The organism is Ruegeria sp. AD11(2025) (assembly GCF_056542405.1).
The window spans coordinates 15073-35875 of sequence record NZ_JBQFZU010000035.1 but is presented as its reverse complement, the minus strand read 5'-3'; the positions used below and the strand labels follow the sequence as shown (position 1 = coordinate 35875).

Genomic DNA, 20803 nt, shown 5'->3' with positions numbered 1-20803 from the left:
TGCCTTGCCCCATCAGAACTTCAACCTGCCATAACTTCGAGGCAATCTCTTTGGGCTTCGGTCACTTGTTGGCCATCCTTGGCCCTCCGTTCTCCAAACATAACGGTGGACCAGTTCAGTTGGGGAGGCTCAACTTTCTGCGGAACTTGCACCTAGGATGGTTATGCTTTGGACCTCGTTGGAGCTGCGGCCATTGTTGCCAATGCGCCTGAACTCGCCGCTGATGTCAGCAACCCTAAGAGACTCAGAACGGGATCTGGCTGCCTTGGCGCGAGAAATATCTGGGGGTCTCCCAACTTAGGCTTGGGAAATACGAAAATGCTGTGGAAGCCTATCAGGGCGCACCAGCTGCAGGTGCGCCCATCAGTGCCCCATCACTTTTATTCCAAACGGTCTCGCGCGATCACCTGGGCAATTGGGAAGAGGCAGAGCAGCTTATCGAAGAACTGAAAAAATTATGGCTTCACTTTCCGTTCCAATTTGTCGTGGACAGGATCTTTCGTACCGACAGCAAAACGCGAAACTCAGTTCTTGAAACACCAAGTAGATACTGACGAAACTTGTTAAGAGGATTACCTAAATCAGCGTTCAAATTTCTGGTGGCAAAGCCCTGCTCGAATCAAAAATGTTGCGCTGAGCACGAGTGGTTGGTTTTGGGAGCTTCACATCGCTATGCTGAAGGCCCTTTCAAGCAGCAAGAATGTGAAAGTTGCTACTGATCATTTCGTGAATGCGAGCGACAGGTTTGTCGCGCGTTGCAGAGAATACGCTCTGCAGCGAAACTCGCAGGCGCAGCGAACGGCAGCTTCGACTGGCTGCAGCGCGGCGACCGAGTGTTGTGCTCAACGGCAGCTATGGGCCAGAAAGCGGCCATGAGCCTTTCATTTGATGACTCTCGAATGATAGCTCAGAACCAACTTTGATCGATGCTGTTCTTTGTACCAATGGCTGCTATTCATCAGGTGACGTGCCTTGCAAACCCGCGATAATGCCACGAAAGTCGCCGACCAAGTTGGACGTAACAGATTGATTCCTGGGGCTATCTCACATCAACAGAATTTCGACGTTATTCTGAGTGGAGCAAGAAGCCTAAGCCCCCAAAAGAAAAGAGACCCATGGGCCTCTCTCCATAAGCTTAGCGCCTTACATCATCTTTGCTTCCTGCGCGCAACAAACCCTGTCAAAGCAATTGCAGTTAGGAGCAAAGGAAGCCCGGCAGGGACTGGAACAGGCGAAATAGCCACATCGTATGTGGAGCCAGCGGAGCCGGATAAACCTTTGATCGAAAACGTGTAGGAGCCCGCCGCTATGTTGGAAAAAATGGACGTTCCTGCCACGATGTTGCTCGTGAAATTCACCGATGTTGTCGTAGTGCCATCGTAAAGCGAGAACCGTGCCTCACGGTCGGCTTCATTGTTCTCGGAACCCTGACTACAGTCGCTGCCGTCGAAGCCTTCACAATCATCGATATCTAGCCCGTCCAAACCTAATAGGTTCACGAAATCCAAATTGAAATTCTTTAGAGATGTAAATGAAAAAGCGTCTACTCCATCGACGATCCTACCGGCTATACCGATAGTCCCGGTAATGAGGCCAAGAGCTTGAGTGCCGTTGACGTCGCCTACAGCATTGCCGTTACCACGGTTTTTATTGCTTTCAATGATCAGAAAGTCCGGTTGAACAGTTACGGCCGAAGCCGAAGTTCCTGCGGCTACACCAGAAATCGCTATGGCTGAAGCTGCCAGAATCTTCAATTTCATTACACCCTCTTAATCGTTACGCTTTTATTTGCCGCTAGGCGAAACTCACTTGCTACGGTGCCAAGTGCCACAAATGCTCCCCGGAACAATTTTTTCGGGAGGAACAGTCAGAGGCTACAAAGACATGTTTCTGCCTTAAACCCAACATTTGTTCACAGTTTCGTCTGATTTTGCGTTGAATTTGGGCGGTCGAATAAACAAAGTTTTAGCTTGAGGGGGATTTACGCCCAATGGGAAACAATTCGGTAAAGATTCGTCCAACTTGCTTCCATTCCTGCAAAGGCCTTTGAAGTCTCGCCGTTTATTGGTTCTGATGCCGTGCATTGTACGGCAGCTATCGTAGCTCCGAACCAATGGCGGTTGGTCCGCTTTGCGTTGGAAGCCCATTTTGGTCGCGGCGTAAAAAAGGGCAAAAGGTCCGCACCGCCAACTTTGGGTAAAGCGTCGATCTCGCGGGCGGATCAAATGGCTGGTTCGGTTAAGTCTGGTGTTCCCATTACTAATCCTCCGAACCGCAAAGCCCCCCTACAAAGACAACCCGGCGCTGGCGAGGGACAAAATAACAGGATGCTGTGCGGCCTTTGAGATTTGCCACATGCCCTGAGCCGTCGTTGATCCAACTTCAATCTTTCGCTCTTGCGGCAGGTCGCAGACCGCACATTCCGGACGTTCAAAGCCCGGTGTCGGATGGCCGATAAGCGGACTTTGCCGCCTTTCGGTTGCCCTTGCTGAATGTCCGCAACTCCAAAAATGATCCGACGCTTCGCCGGGTCAGTTGGTGACGACGGGGATCGCCACCCTGTAGCGTGGTCGTCAGGGTATTCCGAAATGTGCCTTACTCAGCTTGTTGGGGCTTGCGTTTAGGGAAGCGTGAAAAAAGTCGACCATCGGTTACTGCAAAGCCCAAAGCAATGATGGCAAATCCAATCCACGCATTCGGCTCCATCTTTTCACCCAGGAAAACAACACCCAAGCCAATAGCAAATGGAGGGATCAGCAACGTAACCAAAAGGAGGTTGGCGGCACCGGCTCGCGCAAGGATTGCGAAATAGAGCACATAGGCCAATGCTGTTGATAATGCGGCCATCCCAATGAGCGCCGCCCATACACCTGTTGACAGAGCCAAGTTTGGCGGGCCATCCATCACGAGAACAATAGGGATCATAAGCACTGTGCTGCCGATCAGCATACCAAGTGCATTCACATGTGGTGGTTGGCCAGAAAGAGCAGTTTTGCCCCAGACACCGGCAAAAGCATAAGAGAGCGTCGCCCCAAGGATAGCCAGCTGTGCCAGATTGCTCGGATTGAACTCAGTTAATGCACTTGGCCCCATAATGAACGCCACCCCTAAAATACCTAGGGCAGCACCTGCTACTTTCTTCGGAGTCAGCGGCTCGTCCTTAAGAAGCAAACCCGCCACGACTGCTGCGAACATTGCTGTCGTGGCATTCAGGATTGAGGCCAGCCCGCTGTCGATTTGCGTTTGTCCCCAGAAGATCAACGAAAAAGGGATTGCGTTGTTGAGTGCTCCCATTACGAGGTAAGCGCCCCATACGCGAGGGGTGCGTGGGACACTCAGTCCTTTGAACATGACGATTAGCGCAAGGATAGGAACCGCCCAAACAACCCTGTGCAACGTAATTGTAAGTGGTGGCACCTCGGACAGTGCAACCGCGCCAAAGAAGAACGACCCGCCCCAAACAGCCGCGAGCAGTAGCAGCATGACGCTGGCTCTCAAATCCATCGTTGGCAGGGATTGCGTTGTCATATCTAACTCTTCCGTCACTAGCGTTCCAGCTAACGGACTAGCTTGGGCAAACCCGATACCGCGACCCGTTTCTTGCGGAAAAGGCCCTATGCAGGACAAAGCGCACCACGCAATCCCAAGGTTTGCATCTTCTCTGACGCATCGATGGTCGATGTATTAAGGGGCCCCATGAAGAAAAAACCGAGACTCCTGACCTGACCAGAACCGAGTATTGGAGCAATACGATCAAGATGAGCTTGTCCAAGTTTTTCATCCTGTGCGTTTTGCAGGATAAAGAACTGCACGGCTATGACATCGCCAAAGAGATCGTATGCCGCACCGAAGGTTGCTGTACGCCAAACGAAGGCACGATCTATCCGGTGCTTAAGCAATTCATAGATGGCGGTTACGCGACACTCGAACCTGAGGTTGTATCTGGTCGTGAGCGGAAGATTTACGCTGTCACTGAAAAGAGCCGGAAGGCCTTTCAGGCCGCATTGGCAGAGTGGATGAAAATCAACCGTTGCTTGCAGGACTGTTCCTGATGGCTGCAAAGTAGGGAAAATTCCAACTTGAAGCTTTGATGCTCGATGCATCGAAAGGCAAAGTTACGGATATTTTAAGCTTCAGAATCTGTCCATTTGTTCACCGCGTTACAGCCCTGCTGGAAGCCAAGAACATTCCCTATGAGCTGGAATTCATCAGCTTGAGCGGCAAACCGCAGTGGTTTTTGGATGTATCGCCCAATGGGCAAGTGCCTGTATTGATAAAAGAACGTGGAGACGCGCTTTTCGAGAGCGACGCGATTTTCGAGTATCTTGAAGAGACGTATCCCGCTCTCCAGTCTGGACTTTCGCTGGAACAGAAAGCCCATAACCGTGCCTGGGGCTATCTGGCGAAAAAGAACTATCTGGTGCAGTGCGCGTCGAAGCGCAGCGCCGACAAAGATGTGTTGACGGAACGGCGTATCAAACTGGATCAGGCCTTTGATCGCATCGAAAAACAGCTGGGCGACACGCTGTTCTTTTCCGGAGATTCGATCAGTACCGTGGATGTATCCTGGCTGGTTTTGCTGCAACGCGCGGCCGTCATCGAGAAATACAGTGGCTTCGACTTGATTGGCAACCGCCCGAAACTGAAAGCCTGGCAACAAAAACTGATGGAGCCCGGCTTGGCAGAAAAGTCCGTTGCCGACGGGTTCGGGGGAGTTTTCAAGGCATTCTACCTGTCTGACCAAACCCATCTTGACCGCACTGCCGCGGAAGTGGCTGCGTAAAGGACAACCCTCGCGAGCAAATTTGATCAGGCACCCAACAAAACCGGCGACCACTTTGTGCGTCACAATCCCAAACAACTGAACATGTTCTTCGGCACCGATGATGTTGTGTCCCTATGGGTGGCAGGCATCAATCTGCCGTTAGCCACACCAATCACAGAGGCTTTGCAGTATGTCGCGGGTTGCGATCAGTTTGTATACGAGTTCAACTATGAAGGTATTTTCAAGGCGATCTCAGATTGGCACGAACGCCGCAATGACCTGTCGCTAGATCCTGAAACTTCGTCGCTTTTCCCGGTGTGTTGACCGCAATTTCGCTGATCATTCGTGAGGCGACCGATGAACGCGATACTGTGTTGATGCAAACGTCGGCCTATCACCAGTTTGGCAAGGTCATTACCTCTGCGGAAGTCGCGAAGGGAAACTTCTGAGCCCCGCTCGTCGCCGTGCTTGTATTGATCGTTTTCGTGCGGAGCTGAATGTCTCGGAACGCCGTGCATGTCGCGTTCTGAGGCAACGTCGATCCACACAGCGTAAGGTACCGCTTGGTCGACTTGGTGAAGAACGGTTGGTGGCCGAAATGATCGAGCTGACCCGGCAATTTGGCCAATACGGCTATCGTAGGATCGCGGCTCTGCTGAGAGATGCCGGTTGGCATGTGAAGGTCAAGCTGTTCTTGCTCTGCCTCTTTTTTGCGGCAACCGGATAAATGGCAGCGGGTTGGGTCTTTGGATTAATCGGTTAGCATTTCGATACCTGGTGTCACTACAGAAGCCGCAGAGGCGTTCTGAACCAGAAATTGGTGCCGACGCCACGAAGGATGGCTTCGTTTCGCATGGCCGACTTCGGGCAACGCTTTGATCTCGCGGGCCGAGTACCTGAAGTGAACACAGCGGTTAAAATTTCAAAAAGAGCAATTTGTGTCTGCTACTGATTGATCCGAGTAACGCGAAGTTAGTGTGGCATTGAATTGTTAGCGACATATTCAGCTATAGCTGCCCGGCTGCCACCTTGCCAGATCTGGGTCAGCCACCCGGTAAAGGATTCTGAAAACTGTGTGCCGCGGCCAAAATCACCACAGTACAGGCTTTGCTCAAGCCATAGTCCTGGATCGGTTCTGGCCGCCAACGCGGTTTCAAATAGGTTTTCCCAAAGGGGGTCATTTGGAGTGATTTCGGAGCCATCTTCACGAACTCCTGCACACATCCGGCACCAGAATGCTTCGGCCAGCGCGAGCCCGTTTACAGAAGAGCCGGACGCAAGTGCGTCGCGCAGCGAAGGCAGCAGAAACCCTGGATGTCGTGCCGATCCGTCGAACGCGACCCGGCGCGTCGTATCGTGAATTGCTGTGTTTGCAAATCGCCTCTCAACTAATCCAAGGTACTCTTTCGCAGTCGTTCCCGGGACGGCTTCGACATGAGGCAGAATTTCTTCAGCTTGAGCTTTTCTGAAGAACGCCAAGATGTCCGGGTCCTGCATGCAGTCTGAAATCGTCGGGACATTCAAAATTTCCCCGACATTTGCGAGCAGTTGGTGGCCTCCGTTCAAAATGCGCAGTTTCATTATCTCATAACTATGAACGTCGTGGGTCAACGTTACCCGAACTTGTTCAAGCGGCGGCCGCCCGGCGCAGAAGTCATCTTCCATCACCCACTGGCGAAAATTCTCGTGCGAGACGGGTGCGCGATCATCTACGCCAAGCGCGTGGCACTGCGATACAACTTGGTCAGTTGTCGCGGGCACGATGCAGTCCACCATAGAATTGGGGAACGCGCCGTTCTGGTCGATCCAGTCGGCCAGTTCAGGGTCGGACATGCGCGCCAAGCCAACGACGCAGTTCCGCAGGATGGTCCCATTGCCCTGAAGGTTGTCACAGCTCAATGCAGTAAAAGGTTTGACGCCATTTGCACGACGCTGCTTTAGCGCTGAGACAATAGAGCCGAAGGCCGTGCGCGGCTGGTTGGGGTTTGCCGCATCGTAACGAATATCATTGTGGTCAGTGTTGAACGCACCGGTGTTGGAGTCCAGATAATACCCGCCTTCGGTAATTGTTAGTGAAACGATACGGATGGATGGGTCGGCCATTTTCCGGATTAGAGCGGCATTGCCTGCCTCAATCGGCAAGTAGTCAATCATCGGACCAATTACCTCGGCGGATACACCTTTCGGATCCAGCTCGATCAGTGTTGTTAGACAGTCCTGCTCAAGTAGCTTCTCTCGCATCTCGGCGTCGTAGTCTCGCACACCAGCCCCGATGATCGCCCAGTCAAGGGCCTGCCCCTGCTGCATCAGCTGATGAATGTACCAGGCCTGATGCGCCCGATGAAAATTGCCGAGTCCGATATGGACAATACCCGGCGTGAGGCCGGATCGCTCATATTTAGGGTACCTGACAGTCGCGGGTAGCTCTGAAAGGCTACCAAGTTTCAGCCGTGTTGTTGGTATTGCGTGCGCCAGAGGGTCCATCAGCTCATCCAGTTTCCGCCGTCGACATTGTAGGTTTGCGCGACGATGTATTTTGCCTCGTCCGAGGCGAGAAAAACCGCCATCCCGGTCAGGTCATCGGCCCGGGCCATGCGGCCATAGGGAACCTCGGCCGCGACCTCGAGCTTTTTCTGTCCGGGCGCTTTGCCTTCGTGTTTGGCAAAAAACGCGTCGACCCCGTCCCAATGTTCTCCGTCCACAACGCCCGGTGCGATGGCGTTCACGTTGATCCCTTGCCGGATCAGGTTCAGCCCCGCTGATTGAGTCAGAGAAATGATCGCGGCTTTGCTGGCGCAGTAGACCGCGACCAAAGGTTCTCCGCGCCGTCCGGCTTGCGAGGCCATGTTGATGATCCGGCCTTTGGTGCCGTGCTCGATCATATGGCGTGCCACGGCTTGCATGGTGAACAGAGCACCTGCGACATTGATGTCAAAGACGCGGGCGTAGTCGGAGCGCTCAATTTCGACAATAGGAGCAGCGGTGAAAATTGCTGCGTTGTTGATCAGGATGTCGATGGGACCGAAATGCGCCGCTGTACATGCGACAGCTTCGTCGATGCTTTGCTGATCGGTCACGTCCATTTCGACAGCCAAGGCGGCCTCGCCGATTTCAGCCGCTGCAACTTGTGCCCGCCGACTGTCAATGTCGGCAATCGCGACACGCGCGCCCTCTGCCACATAGGCCTGGGCAAAGGCCAATCCTATCCCGCGCGCGGCCCCAGTGATAAGGGCAGTTTTGCCAGTCAGTCGGGTCATTCGATCCGCAAACCTTTTGCGTCAAACCGGTGGATGACATCGGCGCGTGGGGTCAGGTGGATGCGATCCCCATGGCGGAAACCAACTTCGCCATCTGCGCGGACGGTGATTGTTTCAGCCAAACCAGTTTCGTGAACATGGAAGAATGTGTCCGAGCCTAGGTGTTCAGAGACGCTGACGACCCCAGACCATTCACCTTCGGTTTCTGAAACTGCGATGTGTTCCGGGCGGATGCCGATGGTTTGGGCGCCGTGTTTTGCGGCTTCTGGACCTTCGATGAAGTTCATCTTGGGTGAGCCGATGAACCCCGCTACGAACAGGTTGCGCGGTGTGCGGTAGAGTTCTAGCGGTGAGCCGACCTGCTCGATCACACCGGCCTGGAGAACGACGATCTTGTCGGCCATTGTCATCGCTTCGACCTGGTCATGGGTGACGTAGATCATCGTCGTAGCGAGGCGTTCGTGTAATTCGCTGATCTCCAGCCGCATTCCGACGCGCAGCGCAGCGTCGAGGTTGGACAGCGGTTCGTCGAACAGGAACGCCGCCGGTTCGCGGACAATCGCGCGACCAATTGCAACGCGCTGACGCTGCCCGCCGGAAAGTTGACCGGGGCGGCGGTCCAGATAATCGGTGAGGTTCAGGACACTTGCCGCTCCCTCGACGCGTTTGTCGATTTCAGCTTGATCCAGTTTCGCCATGCGAAGCGGAAAGGCGATGTTCTTGCGCACCGTCATGTGCGGGTACAAAGCGTAAGACTGGAACACCATGGCCAGACCGCGCTTGGCAGGCGGCACGTCGGTGGCATCAGATCCGTCAATGTCGATGGAGCCCGAGGTGATATCCTCCAACCCCGCGATCAGGCGCAGAAGTGTGGATTTACCGCAACCCGAAGGTCCGACGAAGACTGTGAATTCGCCGTCCTCGATTGTCAGGTCAAGCGGTGGAATGACCTCAACGTCGCCGAAGCTTTTGGTCACGGACTTGAGTTGAATACGTCCCATGAGGAGTGCTCCTTATTTCACAGCGCCGAAGGTCAGGCCGCGGACAAGTTGTTTCTGGCTGAACCAGCCAAGGATGAGGATTGGCGCGATCGCCATGGTCGAGGCTGCACTGAGCTTGGCAAAGAACAGGCCCTCGGGGCTGGAATAGCTGGCGATGAAAGCGGTCAGCGGGGCGGCATCGACAGCCGTTAGGTTCAGCGTCCAGAATGCCTCGTTCCAGGCCAGGATGAAGTTCAGAAGAACTGTCGAAGCGATGCCTGGCACGGCCATGGGCGTCAGAACATAGAGGATTTCCTCTTTCAGCGTCGCACCGTCCATCCGCGCGGCTTCAAGAATTTCACCGGGGATTTCACGGAAGTAGGTGTAGAGCATCCAGACGATGATCGGCAGGTTGATCAGCATCAGCACCACAACCAGACCGCCGCGTGTGTCCAGCAGCCCCAGGCGGATGAACAGCAGGTAGATCGGATAAAGCACGCCCACTGCAGGCAACATCTTGGTCGACAGCATCCACAGCAGGATGTCCTTGGTACGCTTGGATGGCACGAAGGCCATTGCCCACGCTGCAGGCACTGCGATGATTACGCCAAGAATGGTTGATCCGCCCGCGATGATTACTGAATTCCACAGAAACCGCATGTAGTCGGATCGCTCCTGCACGATGGCATAATTCTCAAGCGTCCAGTCGAAGTTCAAGAACAGGGGAGGGCTGGCAATGGCCTGCGCCTCGGTTTTGAAGCTGGTCAGGATGGTCCACAGGATCGGGAAAAAGATCAGCAGACCTATTGCCCAGGCGATAGCCGTGTTCAGTGATTTGCGTTGTGTCGTGACGGCGCGGGCCATGGTCGTTCCTCCTCACGCGTCCAGGTTTTTGCCGACGATGCGCATCAGGAAGATGGCAACGATGTTGGCAAGGATGATTGCGTAGACACCTCCGGCTGAACCAAGGCCGACATTCTGGCTTTCCAGCACGCGCTGGAAGATCAGGTAGGTGAGTGTGCGGGTGCCGAAGGCGCCGCCGGTGGTCACGAATATCTCGGCGAAGATCGACAACAGAAAGATCGTCTGGATCAGAATCACGATGGTTATCGCGCGGCTGAGATGCGGCAGGACGATGTGGTAAAATCGCTTCAGTACCGGGGCACCATCCATTTCGGCCGCTTCCAGCTGCTCACTGTCCAGCGATTGGATCGCGGTGAGCAGGATTAGCGTCGCAAAGGGCAGCCACTGCCACGACACGATCATGATGATCGAGGTCATCGATGCCTCAGAAAGCCAAGATATCGGTTCGGCTCCAAAAAGGCGCCAGAGGTGGGCAAGCAAGCCATTTACGGGGTCCATGAACATGTTCTTCCAGACCAACGCAGACACGGTGGGCATAACAAAGAACGGAGCAATCACGAGGATGCGGACAACGCCCTGACCCCACATAGGTTGATCCAGCAGCATGGCCAGCAGGATGCCCAGAATTACTGTGATCACCAGGACGCCGCCGACGATCACCAGCGTCGCTTGCACCGCGGGCCAGAAAGAGCTTGAGGACACGAACCGGACGTAGTTGTCGAATCCGACCCAGCCCAGGTCACCACCACGCAGGGGCAGGTATTTCTTGAAGGAAAAGTACAGCGTCATCGTCAGCGGCACGAGCATCCAGCCAAGTAGCAGGACCACTGCAGGTGCCATCATCAGGCGCGCGACGGATCGGGAGTGTTGAGTTGCCATAACGCAAACCCTCTCTGTTCAGGCGTTACCCAGCCTGCGAGAAAAACGCGAATTGTGGAAGGGTTGGAGGCGGGGGGCAGACTTCTGCCCGCCCGCGGGGAGAATGCCTCAGTACCCTGCGGCTTCCATTTCTTCGGCAGTGAAGGCCTGCGCTTTCTCCAGCGCTTCTTCCACAGATTGTTGTCCGGCATAGACTGCCGAGAACTCTTGGCTCACCTGTGTGGCGATACCTGCAAACTCCGGGATTGCTGCAAACTGGATGCCAACATATGGCACCGGCTTTACCGTTGGATTGTTCGGGTCCGCCGACAGGATCGAATCCAGCGTCATCTGGGCGAAAGGCACCTTCAGATACTCGGGGTTTTCATACAAAGAGGTGCGTGCTCCCGGTGGCACGTTGGCCCAGCCTTCGTTTTCGGCCACTAGTTCGATGTATTCTTTCGATGTTGCCCATTCGATGAACTGCTTGGCGGCATCCTCTTGCTGCGTGCCTGCAGGAATGGCCAGCGCCCATGCCCAGAGCCAGTTGGAGCGCTTGTCGACACCTTCTGCATTCGGGGCCAACGCAAAACCGACCTTGTCCGCCACGGTTGAGTCGTCAGGATTGGTCACGAAGGACGCTGCAACGGTAGCGTCGATCCACATGCCGCATTTACCCTGCTGGAACAGCGACAGGTTTTCATTGAATCCATTGGTGGCATAACCCGCTGGTCCGGATTCGGCCATCATGTCCACGAAGAAAGTCAGTGCTTCGTTCCACTCAGGCTGGTCAAACTGGGGCTTCCAGTCTTCATCAAACCAACGTGCGCCGAACGAGTTTCCGGTCACGGTGATGAAAGCACCGCCTTCACCCCAACCGGCCTTGCCGCGTAAGCAGATACCGTTGATGTCATTGTCGCGGTCCGTCATCGCCGCTGCCGCCTCGCGGATGAACTGCCAGGTTGGCGCTTGCGGCATTTCCAGGCCTGCTTTTTCCATCAGGTCTGTGCGATACATTATCATCGAGCTTTCGCCGTAGAACGGAGCCGCGTACAGTGTACCGTCATTGCTTAGTCCGTTGCGCATCGCAGGCAGGATGTCATCCACATCGTATTCATCGGATAATCCTTCCAGAGGCACCAACCAACCATTTGCGCCCCAGATGGGCGTTTCGTACATGCCGATGGTCATGATGTCGAACTGACCGCCTTTGGTCGTGATGTCGGTGGTGACGCGCTGACGCAGCACGTTTTCTTCCAGCGTCACCCACTCGACATCAATGCCGGTCGCTTCGGTGAATTTGTCAGTATAACCCTGCATCCGGATCATGTCGCCATTGTTAACTGTGGCGATTGTGATGGATTGTGCGTGGGCCGCGGCCGTGGCGACGAATGTCAATGCAGTCGCCGCGTGAAGTGCGTGCTTCAGATACATCCCTGTCCTCCCTGAGCTTGGATGTCATGCAGGGAGCGTAATGCGTAAGTTGTCGCGCCGTCAATAAAAACTTTACGCGCGTTAAAAATAGCTGGTCACGCAGAGTCCCTTAATACGAGCCTTGCCGGGAAAAGTATTTCAGTTCGAGAGCTGAATTTCCCACCATTTTCAATGAGTTCGAACAATGTTTCGACACTTCGTCCGGCTACATTGTCGTAGTCATGCGCAGCCGTTGTCAGCGACGGGCAGGTAAATTTTGCGAATGGGTGATCGTCATTTGAGGCGACCCGCAGCGTGCAGTCTTCTGTTCGACCGACCCGAATCCCCTGTTCGAAGCAGGCTGCAAGAAAGCCAATGGCCAGCCGGTCATTGCTGCACAATACCGAGTCAGTCCGTAGTTGACGCTCTTCCAGAACTTTGAGCGCGCCTTTGTGCCCGATCTCTTCAAACGCCCATCCTTTGCCGTCGACTTTGATAATATGAGGCTCGAACCCTAGACGCTCCATCACTTCAACATAGGCCTTTCTTCGTTTGTTGGCGTTCGGGTTTGCAGGAGTGCGCATTTCAAAGAAAGACGGGGGTTCGCCCGTCCGGGTCATGTATTCCACGGTCTGCGACACAAAGCTGAAATTGTCTGACCCGATGAACGCGGCCCCCAGTCCATCAAGATTGCTGTCAAACAGGACAGTCGGAACACTGGCACAAAACTTCTCGATCGCTGAGCGGTCTGAAATTCGTCCTAGTGGTGCCAACAAGACCCCGGCAGGCTTCATAGATTGCAAGCCGTCCAAAATATCGTTTTCCAGCTTTTGTTCTCCGTGAGAGCTGAACAGGGAAGGGCGATACCCAGCCGCGATGCAGCTCTGCTCCAGATAGCGCGCGATTTCGGCAAAGAACGGATCAGCCAGATAGGGCACGACAATGCCGATGTTTTTGGTCAGCTTCCGGTTCTGGTTCACAGCATAGATATTCGGGCGATAGTCAAATCGCTCAAGCGCCTCTTCGATGCGGGCCCGTGTCGTTGGGCGAACGCTGTCGGGATCGTGGAAGTATTTAGACACCGTGGGTCGCGAGATGCCGCTGAGGGCTGCGAACTCTTCCATGTTCTTTATCTTAGTCATACCAGTCTGCCTGCCGATCTTAGCCGCCTTGATCTTATCATACTTTTACATATTCTTTGCGCGCGACAAGAAAATCAATGGCCATACAAGTTCCGTGAATATTGTCAGAAGAACCTGTCTTGAGACGGGAAGGGGCCTTCGTAGCTTCAGATCATGAATAAACGATTGCCATTTTGGTCCTTCAAAACGTCGAAGGCCTTCCGCATGAGCGTGGCATCAAAGTGAGCCAAGAGACAGTGCGCTACTGGTGGAACTATTTTAGCCCGGTGTTCGCACCGGATGTATTGTACGTGATCATATAGCGCGTACTCAAAATCGAGAACGCTTGTCGACGAAGTGTTTGTGAAGATCAATGGAAAACGGCACTACCTGTGGCGTGCCGTCGATCATGAGGGCGAGGTGTTGGAGTCGTGGTCACTAAAACGCCGAAACAAGTAGGTGGCATTGAAATTACTCAAAGAATTGATGAGCCGAAACGGTAACATAGATTAAGGTTTCCCTGATCGCTTCGCATCATATCGGGTCTGGCTCAGACAAGTTTGCGCCTGCGGAAAACAGCAAACGGGCAAGTGATTTAACAATCAGGCTGAGAACTCGCACCGGCCATTCCGACGACGAGAGCGCGATGCCGCGTTTCAGGCACAATCGCAGCTTGCAGAAATTCGCCGCAATGCACTCTTCTTTCTACAGCCACTTCAACCAGGAACGATCCTTCACCAACCGACCACTTTCAAGTGAAGGAGTTCAACAGTTTTTGCCGAGTGGCGTGAACTTGATGCGGCCTATAGGGCAGCTCTACAGGCCGAGCTGAGACTGGTTCGAATTTGTCTGACAGAGCCCACCGAAGTGAAGGTGACAAAGACCTTCGAAATTGGTGCATCTCCAGCCGATTGGCCAACTATTAATACGCGGGTGGTGTCAGCCCCGCCTGGAACCAACTGACAAGTGTCACCATGGAATAGACCGGCAGGCCCGTCGCCTTCTGAATATCCACCGCGTAGGGGCACATATTTGTGCATTCCAGAACAATTGCACCCAGCTCGGGGTAGTTTGATTGCAGCGCGAGAGCGGCCTCGACATTGTCTAAGCGGGCATTGTCCACATCGAGCGACACCTCGTTTTCAAGAATGGCTCGAGTAAACTCGCGGCCACCTTCGGTGGTGCCGATCGGGGTGTTTTGCGGTACGTGCGCAGCCTGCAAGTGATCCTGGGTAAGCGTGGATGCCGAGATGGTCAAGACCCCGGCACGCTTGCCCGCTGGAAGTGTGCGGTTCACCATTTCGACTTGCATGAGCGAGGATGTGACGACAGGTACCGGTACAGCCTCGGACAGTTCTTTTTGGAACAGGGAAAGAAACCCGCAATTGGTGGTGACTCCGTCCACCCCATCCTTGACCAAATCCTGGGCCGCTTCGATGAACGCATCCAGCATGCCTTCGGCCTTATGACGAACGACCCGTTCGGGTGAGGCATCACGGACAATGCGATACATTACTGGGAATGGCCATGTCTGCGCATTGCCCATATCGCCGGGGATTCGGGGAAATCTTGCGTCCAGCATAAGGATGCCGACCGATGCGCCGTAAATGGATTTTCCACCCTGTGCGATCATGCCTGTGCCTCTTCGATTAGGCGGGTCGAAATGACTTCGGACCCTTCCATGTAAATGCTGGAGATGCCGCGACGCACGGCGTCCTGCACCTGATCCATCCGCTTGGCGATGTGAACGCCCAATACACGCGCCGCCTCGTCTGCGTTGCGGTCCAGTAGGGCCTGCATGATCTGTTTGTGCTCGTCTTTTGAACGATGAAGTCGATCCATGCTCATCGATATCCAGCGGATATAGCGGATGCGTTCGTTGATGCGGGTCAGGGTTTGCAGCAGTTCCGCGTTGCCGGACAGTTTTGCTATGCCCAGATGGAACGCTTCGTCTCGGCTAACGGCTTCCTCGACAGTCAGGCCGGTGACGTCGATGCCGGTTGCGAAAAGCGCGTCGCGCAGCGCCTGCAGCTCCTCGTCGGTTGCCTTTGTGCAGGCCGCCCCAACAGCAGCCACCTCGATGATCTTGCGCATCTCGAACAGGTCGAACACGGTCTGGGCATCCAGCGGACGGCAGAAAAAGCCCTGACCCGGGCGAAAATCGAACAGCCGTTCGGCAACCAGCCGGTTCAGCGCTTCCCGCAGCGGTGTACGGCTGACGCCGAGGTCTTTGGACAGGGCCACCTCATTTAGGCGGTCGCCGGGCCGCAGACGGAACGAAACAGCCATCGCTTTCACTTGATCATAGATGTCGTCAACGCGTGGACCTGCCATGAACTCTGCCCTTTTTCCGGTGCTCCACAGGTGCCACAGGCTGTTCTTGAAATCAATATACAAAACTGTATACAGTTTTGAATGCAGGTGTGAATCGAAGGAATCGCTAACCATGACAGGGACGAACTATCTGACCGGGGCTGAGGCAATGGTGCGTATGCTCGAGGCGCATGGCGTGAAGCATATGTTCGGCTTGTGCGGAGATACCACGCTGCCCTTCTACGATGCGATGGCGCGGATGGATCATGGTATTCAGCACATTCTAACCCGTGATGAACGGCACGCGGCCTATATGGCAGATGGTTATGCGCGCGTAACCGGCAAACCGGGCGTTTGCGAAGGGCCTTCTGGTGGCGGTGCGACCTATATCCTGCCGGGGGTGGTCGAGGCCAACGAAAGCTCAGTACCGATTCTTGCGATCACCACGGATGTGGCGACGACCAGCCGGGGCAAATATCCTTTGACCGAGCTGGACCAACCTGGGTTGTTCCGGCCTCTTGCCAAGTGGAATGCCTCGCTGGACGACGCGGCACGGCTGCCGGCAATGGTGCGGTCAGCGTTCCGGGCAATGACAACCGGCACACCCGGTGCGACCCATCTGGCGCTGCCGTTTGATACTCAGAAGGCGCAGGTGGATGAGGTCGAGATCTGGGCCGACGCACGACACCGCAGTTATCCGGCAGAGCGGGCCGGACCCGATCTGGATGCTATTGAAGCTGCGGCAGAGATACTGGTCAAATCCAAATCTGCCGTGGCCGTCTGTGGCGGCGGCCCGGTCTTGTCCGGGGCCGAAAGCGCGTTGCATCGCGTCGCGGGTTTGCTGGATATGCCAGTGGCCACAACGGTTTCGGGGCAGGGTTCCATCGCCGAGACCGACCCGCTGGCCCTGGGGGTCGTCGGGTCGAATGGGGGTGTTCCCGCGACCCGCGCCGTGATCGATCAGGCAGACGTGGTTCTGTTCATCGGATGCCGTGCCGGGTCGGTAACTACAGAACGATGGAGGAGCCCGGCTCGTAATACCACCATCATCCACATTGACAGTGACCCGATGGTGATCGGTGCGAACTATCAGACCGAAGTGGCCATCTGCGCCGATGCTCGTCTGGCGCTGGAGGCACTGGCAAAAGCCTTGGAAGCACGGCAGGACCTGCCAAGCTTCGGCGGCGAAGTTAAGGCTCACGCAGCGTGGGAGGCCAAGATGGCCGCGTTCGCCCCGCTAGCCGCAAGCCGTGAGACCCCGATCCGGCCTGAGGCCGTCATGGCCTCACTGATGGGCATCCTCGATGATGATGCGATTGTCGTCGCCGATCCTGGTACACCTTGCCCATATTTCAGTGCGCATTACCGTTGGCGCAAATCTGGGCGGCACTTCATCACCAACCGGGCGCATGGGGCGTTGGGGTATTCGCTGGGCGCGGCGATGGGCGCGCATGTGGGCCGCCCGTCCGTCAAGACACTGTCTGTCATGGGTGATGGGTCGTTCGGGTTTACCTGCGGCGAGTTTGAAACCATGGTGCGGCACAAGATGCCGATCACCTCGATCGTGTTCTCGAATTCCGTCTTTGGCTGGATCAAGGCTGGCCAAGAATCCGGGTTCGGCCAGCGGTACTATAACGTCGATTTCAACCGCACTGACCACGCAGCGGTTGCGTCTGCCTTTGGGGTCAAATCATGGACGGTCAAAGACCCCGACGACCTGCCCAAAGTATTGAAACAAGCCGTCGAACATGACGGTCCCACGCTGGTCGATATCCACTCGCAACAACTTCACGAGGCAGCAGCACCCGTTTCGGAATGGGTTGCGTAAGAGGCGATTGACGGAGTCAGCTGAGCCAAAAACTCCTTCGCGATGGTCGAAAGGGGTCGGCCCTTGGCCGTGATGATAGCGAGGTCCAGCATGACTGCGGGCCGGAAGGGGCGGGTTTGATATCCGCTCTCTCCGTCAAAGTTGACCGTAAACGGATCTATCATTGCGACGCCCATGCCCTGTTTTACGAAACTCAGCAGGTTCTCAGAAAGATGCGTGTGAATCTGAGTTCGCCATTTGCGCCCGGCGCTATGAAAAATGTCACGGGTTCTTCGATGGGTCTGGTGCTCGGGGCCCATGACGATGAAGGGCTCGTTTTCCAGAACCTCCGGCGTCAGCACGTCGTGTTTTGCAAGTGGGCTGTCTTCGGGAAATGTCGCCAGCGTTTCGAATTGAAATACCTGATAGTTCAGCGTGTCGTGCAGGATCGGCATCTCGACAATACCGATCTCAAAAAGGCCCGAGATCACCCATTCCTGAATCTTCGACGAGTATTGCGACTGAAAGCTGACCGCCAGATTTGGGCGACTCTTGGCAAATCGCGCGATTTCTCGGGGCATGAATCCGAACGAGAGCAAATGAGGAGCAGCGACCTGTAACTGACCCGGGTGCTTGTTCTGCAGGTCCGTCACAGCCTGCGCCACATGATCCAACCCGCGCACCACTGTGTCGACTTCGTGATAGAGCAACTCGGCCTCAGGCGTCGGCAGTAGGCGGCCTCTGTTTCGTTCAAACAGCGGCAACCGTGCCTCACGTTCAAGCTGTGCCAGAAGGTTGCTGATCCCCGGTTGCGAGATGCCCAGAACCGAGGCCGCACCGGTCACGGTTCCGGTCTCCATAATGGCGTGGAACGCTTGTAGTTGGCGAAACCTCAGGGGCATCAGATAGCATCACTTTTTCTGATGAATACTCAAATATATAGTATTTGAAATGATATGCTGGTCAAGGCAGGCTTCTTTTCATCAACAGGGGATGAAATGAGCGATCTGAACCAGAAAATCATTGGGTTTGATCTGTGGCACCTGAAGCTGCCGGTTACGTCGCGGCGGGACCACGGAATTGGCTCTGTGGAAGGCACCTGCGAGGTTGTCGTCCTGCGGTTAACGGCAGAGGACGGATCAGAAGGGTTCGGAGAGGCATCACCGTGGTCAGTGTTCACCGGCACGCCCGAAGCCAGCTATGCAGCGCTGGATCGCTATCTGCGACCGCTTGTTGTGGGGGCAAAAATTGGTGATCGCGCAGCAATCATGGCATGTGCGGCGTACGCTGTGGCGCATTGCACCGAAGCCAAAGCAGCGTTGGAAACCGCTCTTCTGGATCTCGCTGGCCGTGTTTCTGGTGTTCCGGTCTGGTCTCTGCTGGGTGGTCGCTGCCGCGACGCGATTCCACTCAGCTGTTCCATTGCAAACCCTGAGTTTGCACAGGATATCGATCTCATGTCTCGGCTGAAGGAGGATGGCGTTCGGGTCATAAAGCTCAAGACCGGGTTCAAGGATCATGCGTTCGACATCATGCGACTGGAGCACATTGCGCAGAATTATCCGGAATTCTCGGTACGGGTGGACTATAACCAAGGGCTCGATATCGAAGAAGCTCCGGCACAGATACGAGACGCGGCCCAGTTTAATCCGGACTTTATCGAACAGCCGGTGCGCGCGCATCATTACGGTATGATGGCAAGGTTGCGGCAGATGGTCGACGTGCCCCTGTTGGCTGATGAAAGCGTCTTTGGCCCCGAAGATATGGAGCGCGCCGCGCGTGAAAGGATTTGCGACGGTGTGTCGGTGAAGATCATGAAATCGGGCGGATTAACACGCGGCCAAACGGTCGCCCGTATAGCAGCGGCGCATGGTCTGATGGCCTATGGGGGCGACATGTTCGAGGCTGGTCTTGCGCATCTGGCGGGTACCCACATGATCGCGGCGACCCCTGAAATCACGCTTGGATGCGAGTTCTATCAAGCCTCGTATTTCCTGCAGGAGGATATTCTGGAAGAGCCATTTCGGATCAAAAACGGCCAAGTTGTCGTCCCTACAGGGCCCGGGTTGGGCGGCAGGCCCGATGTAGCAAAGCTGAATCGCTATGCCACAGCCAAGGCCGTGGCGGCATGAGCGAAAAAATGACCATAGCCATTATCGGCGCCGGTATCGTAGGCGTCTCTGCAGCGGTCTGGCTGCAGCGTGACGGTCACGATGTGATCCTGATCGACAAGGCCGGGCCGGGTGAAGGAGCCTCGCATGGTAATGGCGGGGTTCTGGCCTCCTGTTCCATCGTGCCGGTGACAGTTCCCGGCCTTTTGGGCAAGGCACCAAAGATGTTGTTCAGCCCGTCTCAGCCTCTGTTCCTGAAATGGGGATACCTGCCCAAGCTGATCCCGTGGCTGAAAAAATACTTAAGCCATGCAAACGCCGATGATGTCGCGCGGATTGCAGCGGCCCTTGCGCCGATAGTTGGAGACAGCTTGAACGATCACAAGGCTCTGGCTTCTGGCACAGCTGCGGAAAAGTGGATCGTACCGTCAGATTACCTGTTCCTTTACAATGACCGCACCCAATTCGAAGAAGATGCCTTCGGCTGGAGCATTCGGCGCAAGCACGGGTTTGAGTGGGATGAATTGGAAGGCAAGGCTTTCCATGACTACGACCCGGTCTTCAGCCCGGACATCGGTTTCGCCGCCAAACTGTCTGAGCATGGACATATCACGGATCCTGGGCGCTATGTGAAGGACTTGGCCACACATGTCGAGGCGAACGGAGGCCGGGTGATCCGCGCCTGTGTCGAAGATGTCGTGCGTGAAAAGGGCCGCGTCACGGGTGTGCGTGCGAATGGCGAAACCATCCCATGCGACACAGCCATCATTACGGCAGGAGTTTGGTCTGGGCCTTTGGCAAAACGGTTGGGTATTTCTGTCCCGCTTGAAAGCGAACGAGGCTATCATCTTGAATTAGTGGCCCCTTCTGCAATGCCGCGCAGTCCGGTTATGGTCGCGTCGGGCAAGTTTGTTGCCACGCCTATGGACGGGCGGATACGCTTGGCGGGAATTGTAGAGTTCGGAGGATTGGAAGCTCCGCCCTCGCGCGCACCGTTCGAGTTGATGCGCAAGAATGCGCGCGCGGCTCTTCCGGGTGTGACATGGAAGGAGGAAGTGGAATGGATGGGGCACAGGCCGGCGCCGGCGGACTCGATCCCGATCATCGGCGATGTTCCGGGGATTGACGGCGCGTTCATGGGGTTTGGTCACCATCATATCGGCCTGACGGGCGGGCCCAAAACTGGGCGTCTTCTGGCACAGATGATCGCGGGCAGAACCCCGAACGCCGATATGAGCGTCTACGCACCCTCACGTTTCGCAACATAATAATAGGCTGATGACAAAATGGCAGCTCAATATTCAATAGGGAGAA

General features: G+C 55.3%; 19 protein-coding genes and 2 pseudogenes. 9 read left to right on the top strand and 12 right to left on the bottom strand.

What is annotated here, in order from left to right:
* The first annotated feature begins 323 nt into the window (after positions 1-323).
* The gene (locus ACR1XY_RS21590) at positions 324-554 is read left to right on the top strand and encodes a hypothetical protein (RefSeq protein WP_480596371.1); all 231 of its coding nucleotides are present in this window, start codon (positions 324-326) and stop codon (positions 552-554) included.
* A gap of 594 nt (positions 555-1148) precedes the next feature.
* On the opposite strand, the gene ACR1XY_RS21585 is transcribed toward ACR1XY_RS21590, so the two are convergent.
* Both ACR1XY_RS21585 and ACR1XY_RS21580 read right to left on the bottom strand, forming a co-directional pair.
* Entirely contained in the window at positions 1149-1760 is a 612-nt protein-coding gene (locus tag ACR1XY_RS21585) for a hypothetical protein (RefSeq protein WP_480596367.1), read from the bottom strand.
* A gap of 835 nt (positions 1761-2595) precedes the next feature.
* Positions 2596-3528, bottom strand: a complete 933-nt coding sequence (locus ACR1XY_RS21580) for a DMT family transporter (protein ID WP_480596364.1) — start codon at positions 3526-3528, stop codon at positions 2596-2598.
* A 230-nt stretch (positions 3529-3758) separates the two neighbouring features.
* Here ACR1XY_RS21580 and ACR1XY_RS21575 point away from each other — a divergent pair, with 230 nt between their 5' ends.
* The 4 genes and pseudogenes from ACR1XY_RS21575 to ACR1XY_RS21560 form a co-directional block, all read left to right on the top strand.
* The gene (locus ACR1XY_RS21575; protein WP_480596361.1) at positions 3759-4052 is read left to right on the top strand and encodes a PadR family transcriptional regulator; all 294 of its coding nucleotides are present in this window, start codon (positions 3759-3761) and stop codon (positions 4050-4052) included.
* Between the two features lie 38 nt (positions 4053-4090).
* The gene (locus ACR1XY_RS21570) at positions 4091-4783 is read left to right on the top strand and encodes a glutathione S-transferase family protein (protein WP_480596358.1); all 693 of its coding nucleotides are present in this window, start codon (positions 4091-4093) and stop codon (positions 4781-4783) included.
* Positions 4784-4867: 84 nt separating this feature from the next.
* Entirely contained in the window at positions 4868-5089 is a 222-nt protein-coding gene (locus ACR1XY_RS21565) for a hypothetical protein (protein WP_480596356.1), read from the top strand.
* Positions 5090-5201: 112 nt separating this feature from the next.
* Positions 5202-5453: pseudogene (locus ACR1XY_RS21560) on the top strand (IS3 family transposase); the annotation flags it as partial.
* Positions 5454-5737: 284 nt separating this feature from the next.
* Here ACR1XY_RS21560 and ACR1XY_RS21555 read toward each other — a convergent pair.
* From ACR1XY_RS21555 to ACR1XY_RS21525, 7 genes are all read right to left on the bottom strand, one after another.
* On the bottom strand, positions 5738-7249 hold the full coding sequence (locus ACR1XY_RS21555) for a mannitol dehydrogenase family protein (protein WP_480596353.1): 1512 nt from the start codon (positions 7247-7249) through the stop codon (positions 5738-5740).
* Positions 7249-8022 carry an L-iditol 2-dehydrogenase gene (locus tag ACR1XY_RS21550; protein ID WP_480596351.1) on the bottom strand — a complete coding sequence of 258 codons (774 nt, stop codon included), beginning with the start codon at positions 8020-8022 and terminating at the stop codon, positions 7249-7251. The genes ACR1XY_RS21555 and ACR1XY_RS21550 overlap by 1 nt, the downstream gene beginning before the upstream one ends.
* Entirely contained in the window at positions 8019-9023 is a 1005-nt protein-coding gene (locus ACR1XY_RS21545) for an ABC transporter ATP-binding protein (RefSeq protein WP_480596349.1), read from the bottom strand. The genes ACR1XY_RS21550 and ACR1XY_RS21545 overlap by 4 nt, the downstream gene beginning before the upstream one ends.
* Positions 9024-9035: 12 nt before the next feature.
* Positions 9036-9866, bottom strand: a complete 831-nt coding sequence (locus tag ACR1XY_RS21540) for a carbohydrate ABC transporter permease (protein WP_480596347.1) — start codon at positions 9864-9866, stop codon at positions 9036-9038.
* A 12-nt stretch (positions 9867-9878) separates the two neighbouring features.
* Positions 9879-10745: a carbohydrate ABC transporter permease gene (locus tag ACR1XY_RS21535; protein WP_480596345.1), complete on the bottom strand. Its 867-nt coding sequence runs from the start codon at positions 10743-10745 to the stop codon at positions 9879-9881.
* 108 nt (positions 10746-10853) lie between these two features.
* Positions 10854-12158: an ABC transporter substrate-binding protein gene (locus ACR1XY_RS21530; RefSeq protein ID WP_480596343.1), complete on the bottom strand. Its 1305-nt coding sequence runs from the start codon at positions 12156-12158 to the stop codon at positions 10854-10856.
* A 95-nt stretch (positions 12159-12253) separates the two neighbouring features.
* Positions 12254-13279: a LacI family DNA-binding transcriptional regulator gene (locus ACR1XY_RS21525; RefSeq protein ID WP_480596341.1), complete on the bottom strand. Its 1026-nt coding sequence runs from the start codon at positions 13277-13279 to the stop codon at positions 12254-12256.
* A gap of 173 nt (positions 13280-13452) precedes the next feature.
* Between ACR1XY_RS21525 and ACR1XY_RS21520 the strand changes: the two are divergent.
* A pseudogene (locus ACR1XY_RS21520) lies at positions 13453-14053 on the top strand (IS6 family transposase); the annotation flags it as partial.
* A gap of 127 nt (positions 14054-14180) precedes the next feature.
* Here ACR1XY_RS21520 and ACR1XY_RS21515 read toward each other — a convergent pair.
* Both ACR1XY_RS21515 and ACR1XY_RS21510 read right to left on the bottom strand, forming a co-directional pair.
* On the bottom strand, positions 14181-14891 hold the full coding sequence (locus ACR1XY_RS21515) for an aspartate/glutamate racemase family protein (protein WP_480596339.1): 711 nt from the start codon (positions 14889-14891) through the stop codon (positions 14181-14183).
* Positions 14888-15592: a GntR family transcriptional regulator gene (locus ACR1XY_RS21510; protein WP_480596337.1), complete on the bottom strand. Its 705-nt coding sequence runs from the start codon at positions 15590-15592 to the stop codon at positions 14888-14890. Before ACR1XY_RS21510 ends, ACR1XY_RS21515 begins: the two co-directional genes overlap by 4 nt.
* A gap of 112 nt (positions 15593-15704) precedes the next feature.
* On the opposite strand from ACR1XY_RS21510, the gene ACR1XY_RS21505 reads away from it, so the two are divergent.
* Positions 15705-17399 (top strand): thiamine pyrophosphate-binding protein, encoded by a 1695-nt coding sequence (locus tag ACR1XY_RS21505; RefSeq protein ID WP_480596335.1) that lies wholly within the window; start codon positions 15705-15707, stop codon positions 17397-17399.
* Here ACR1XY_RS21505 and ACR1XY_RS21500 read toward each other — a convergent pair.
* On the bottom strand, positions 17360-18280 hold the full coding sequence (locus tag ACR1XY_RS21500; RefSeq protein WP_480596333.1) for a LysR family transcriptional regulator: 921 nt from the start codon (positions 18278-18280) through the stop codon (positions 17360-17362). The two genes, ACR1XY_RS21505 and ACR1XY_RS21500, sit on opposite strands and share 40 nt — an antisense overlap.
* Before the next feature lie 96 nt (positions 18281-18376).
* Between ACR1XY_RS21500 and ACR1XY_RS21495 the strand changes: the two genes are divergently transcribed.
* Together ACR1XY_RS21495 and ACR1XY_RS21490 are read left to right on the top strand one after the other, a co-directional pair.
* Complete coding sequence (locus ACR1XY_RS21495) at positions 18377-19510, top strand: enolase C-terminal domain-like protein (RefSeq protein WP_480596331.1); 1134 nt, start codon at positions 18377-18379, stop codon at positions 19508-19510.
* Positions 19507-20757 carry an NAD(P)/FAD-dependent oxidoreductase gene (locus ACR1XY_RS21490; protein ID WP_480596329.1) on the top strand — a complete coding sequence of 417 codons (1251 nt, stop codon included), beginning with the start codon at positions 19507-19509 and terminating at the stop codon, positions 20755-20757. Before ACR1XY_RS21495 ends, ACR1XY_RS21490 begins: the two co-directional genes overlap by 4 nt.
* The last annotated feature ends 46 nt before the right edge of the window (positions 20758-20803 follow it).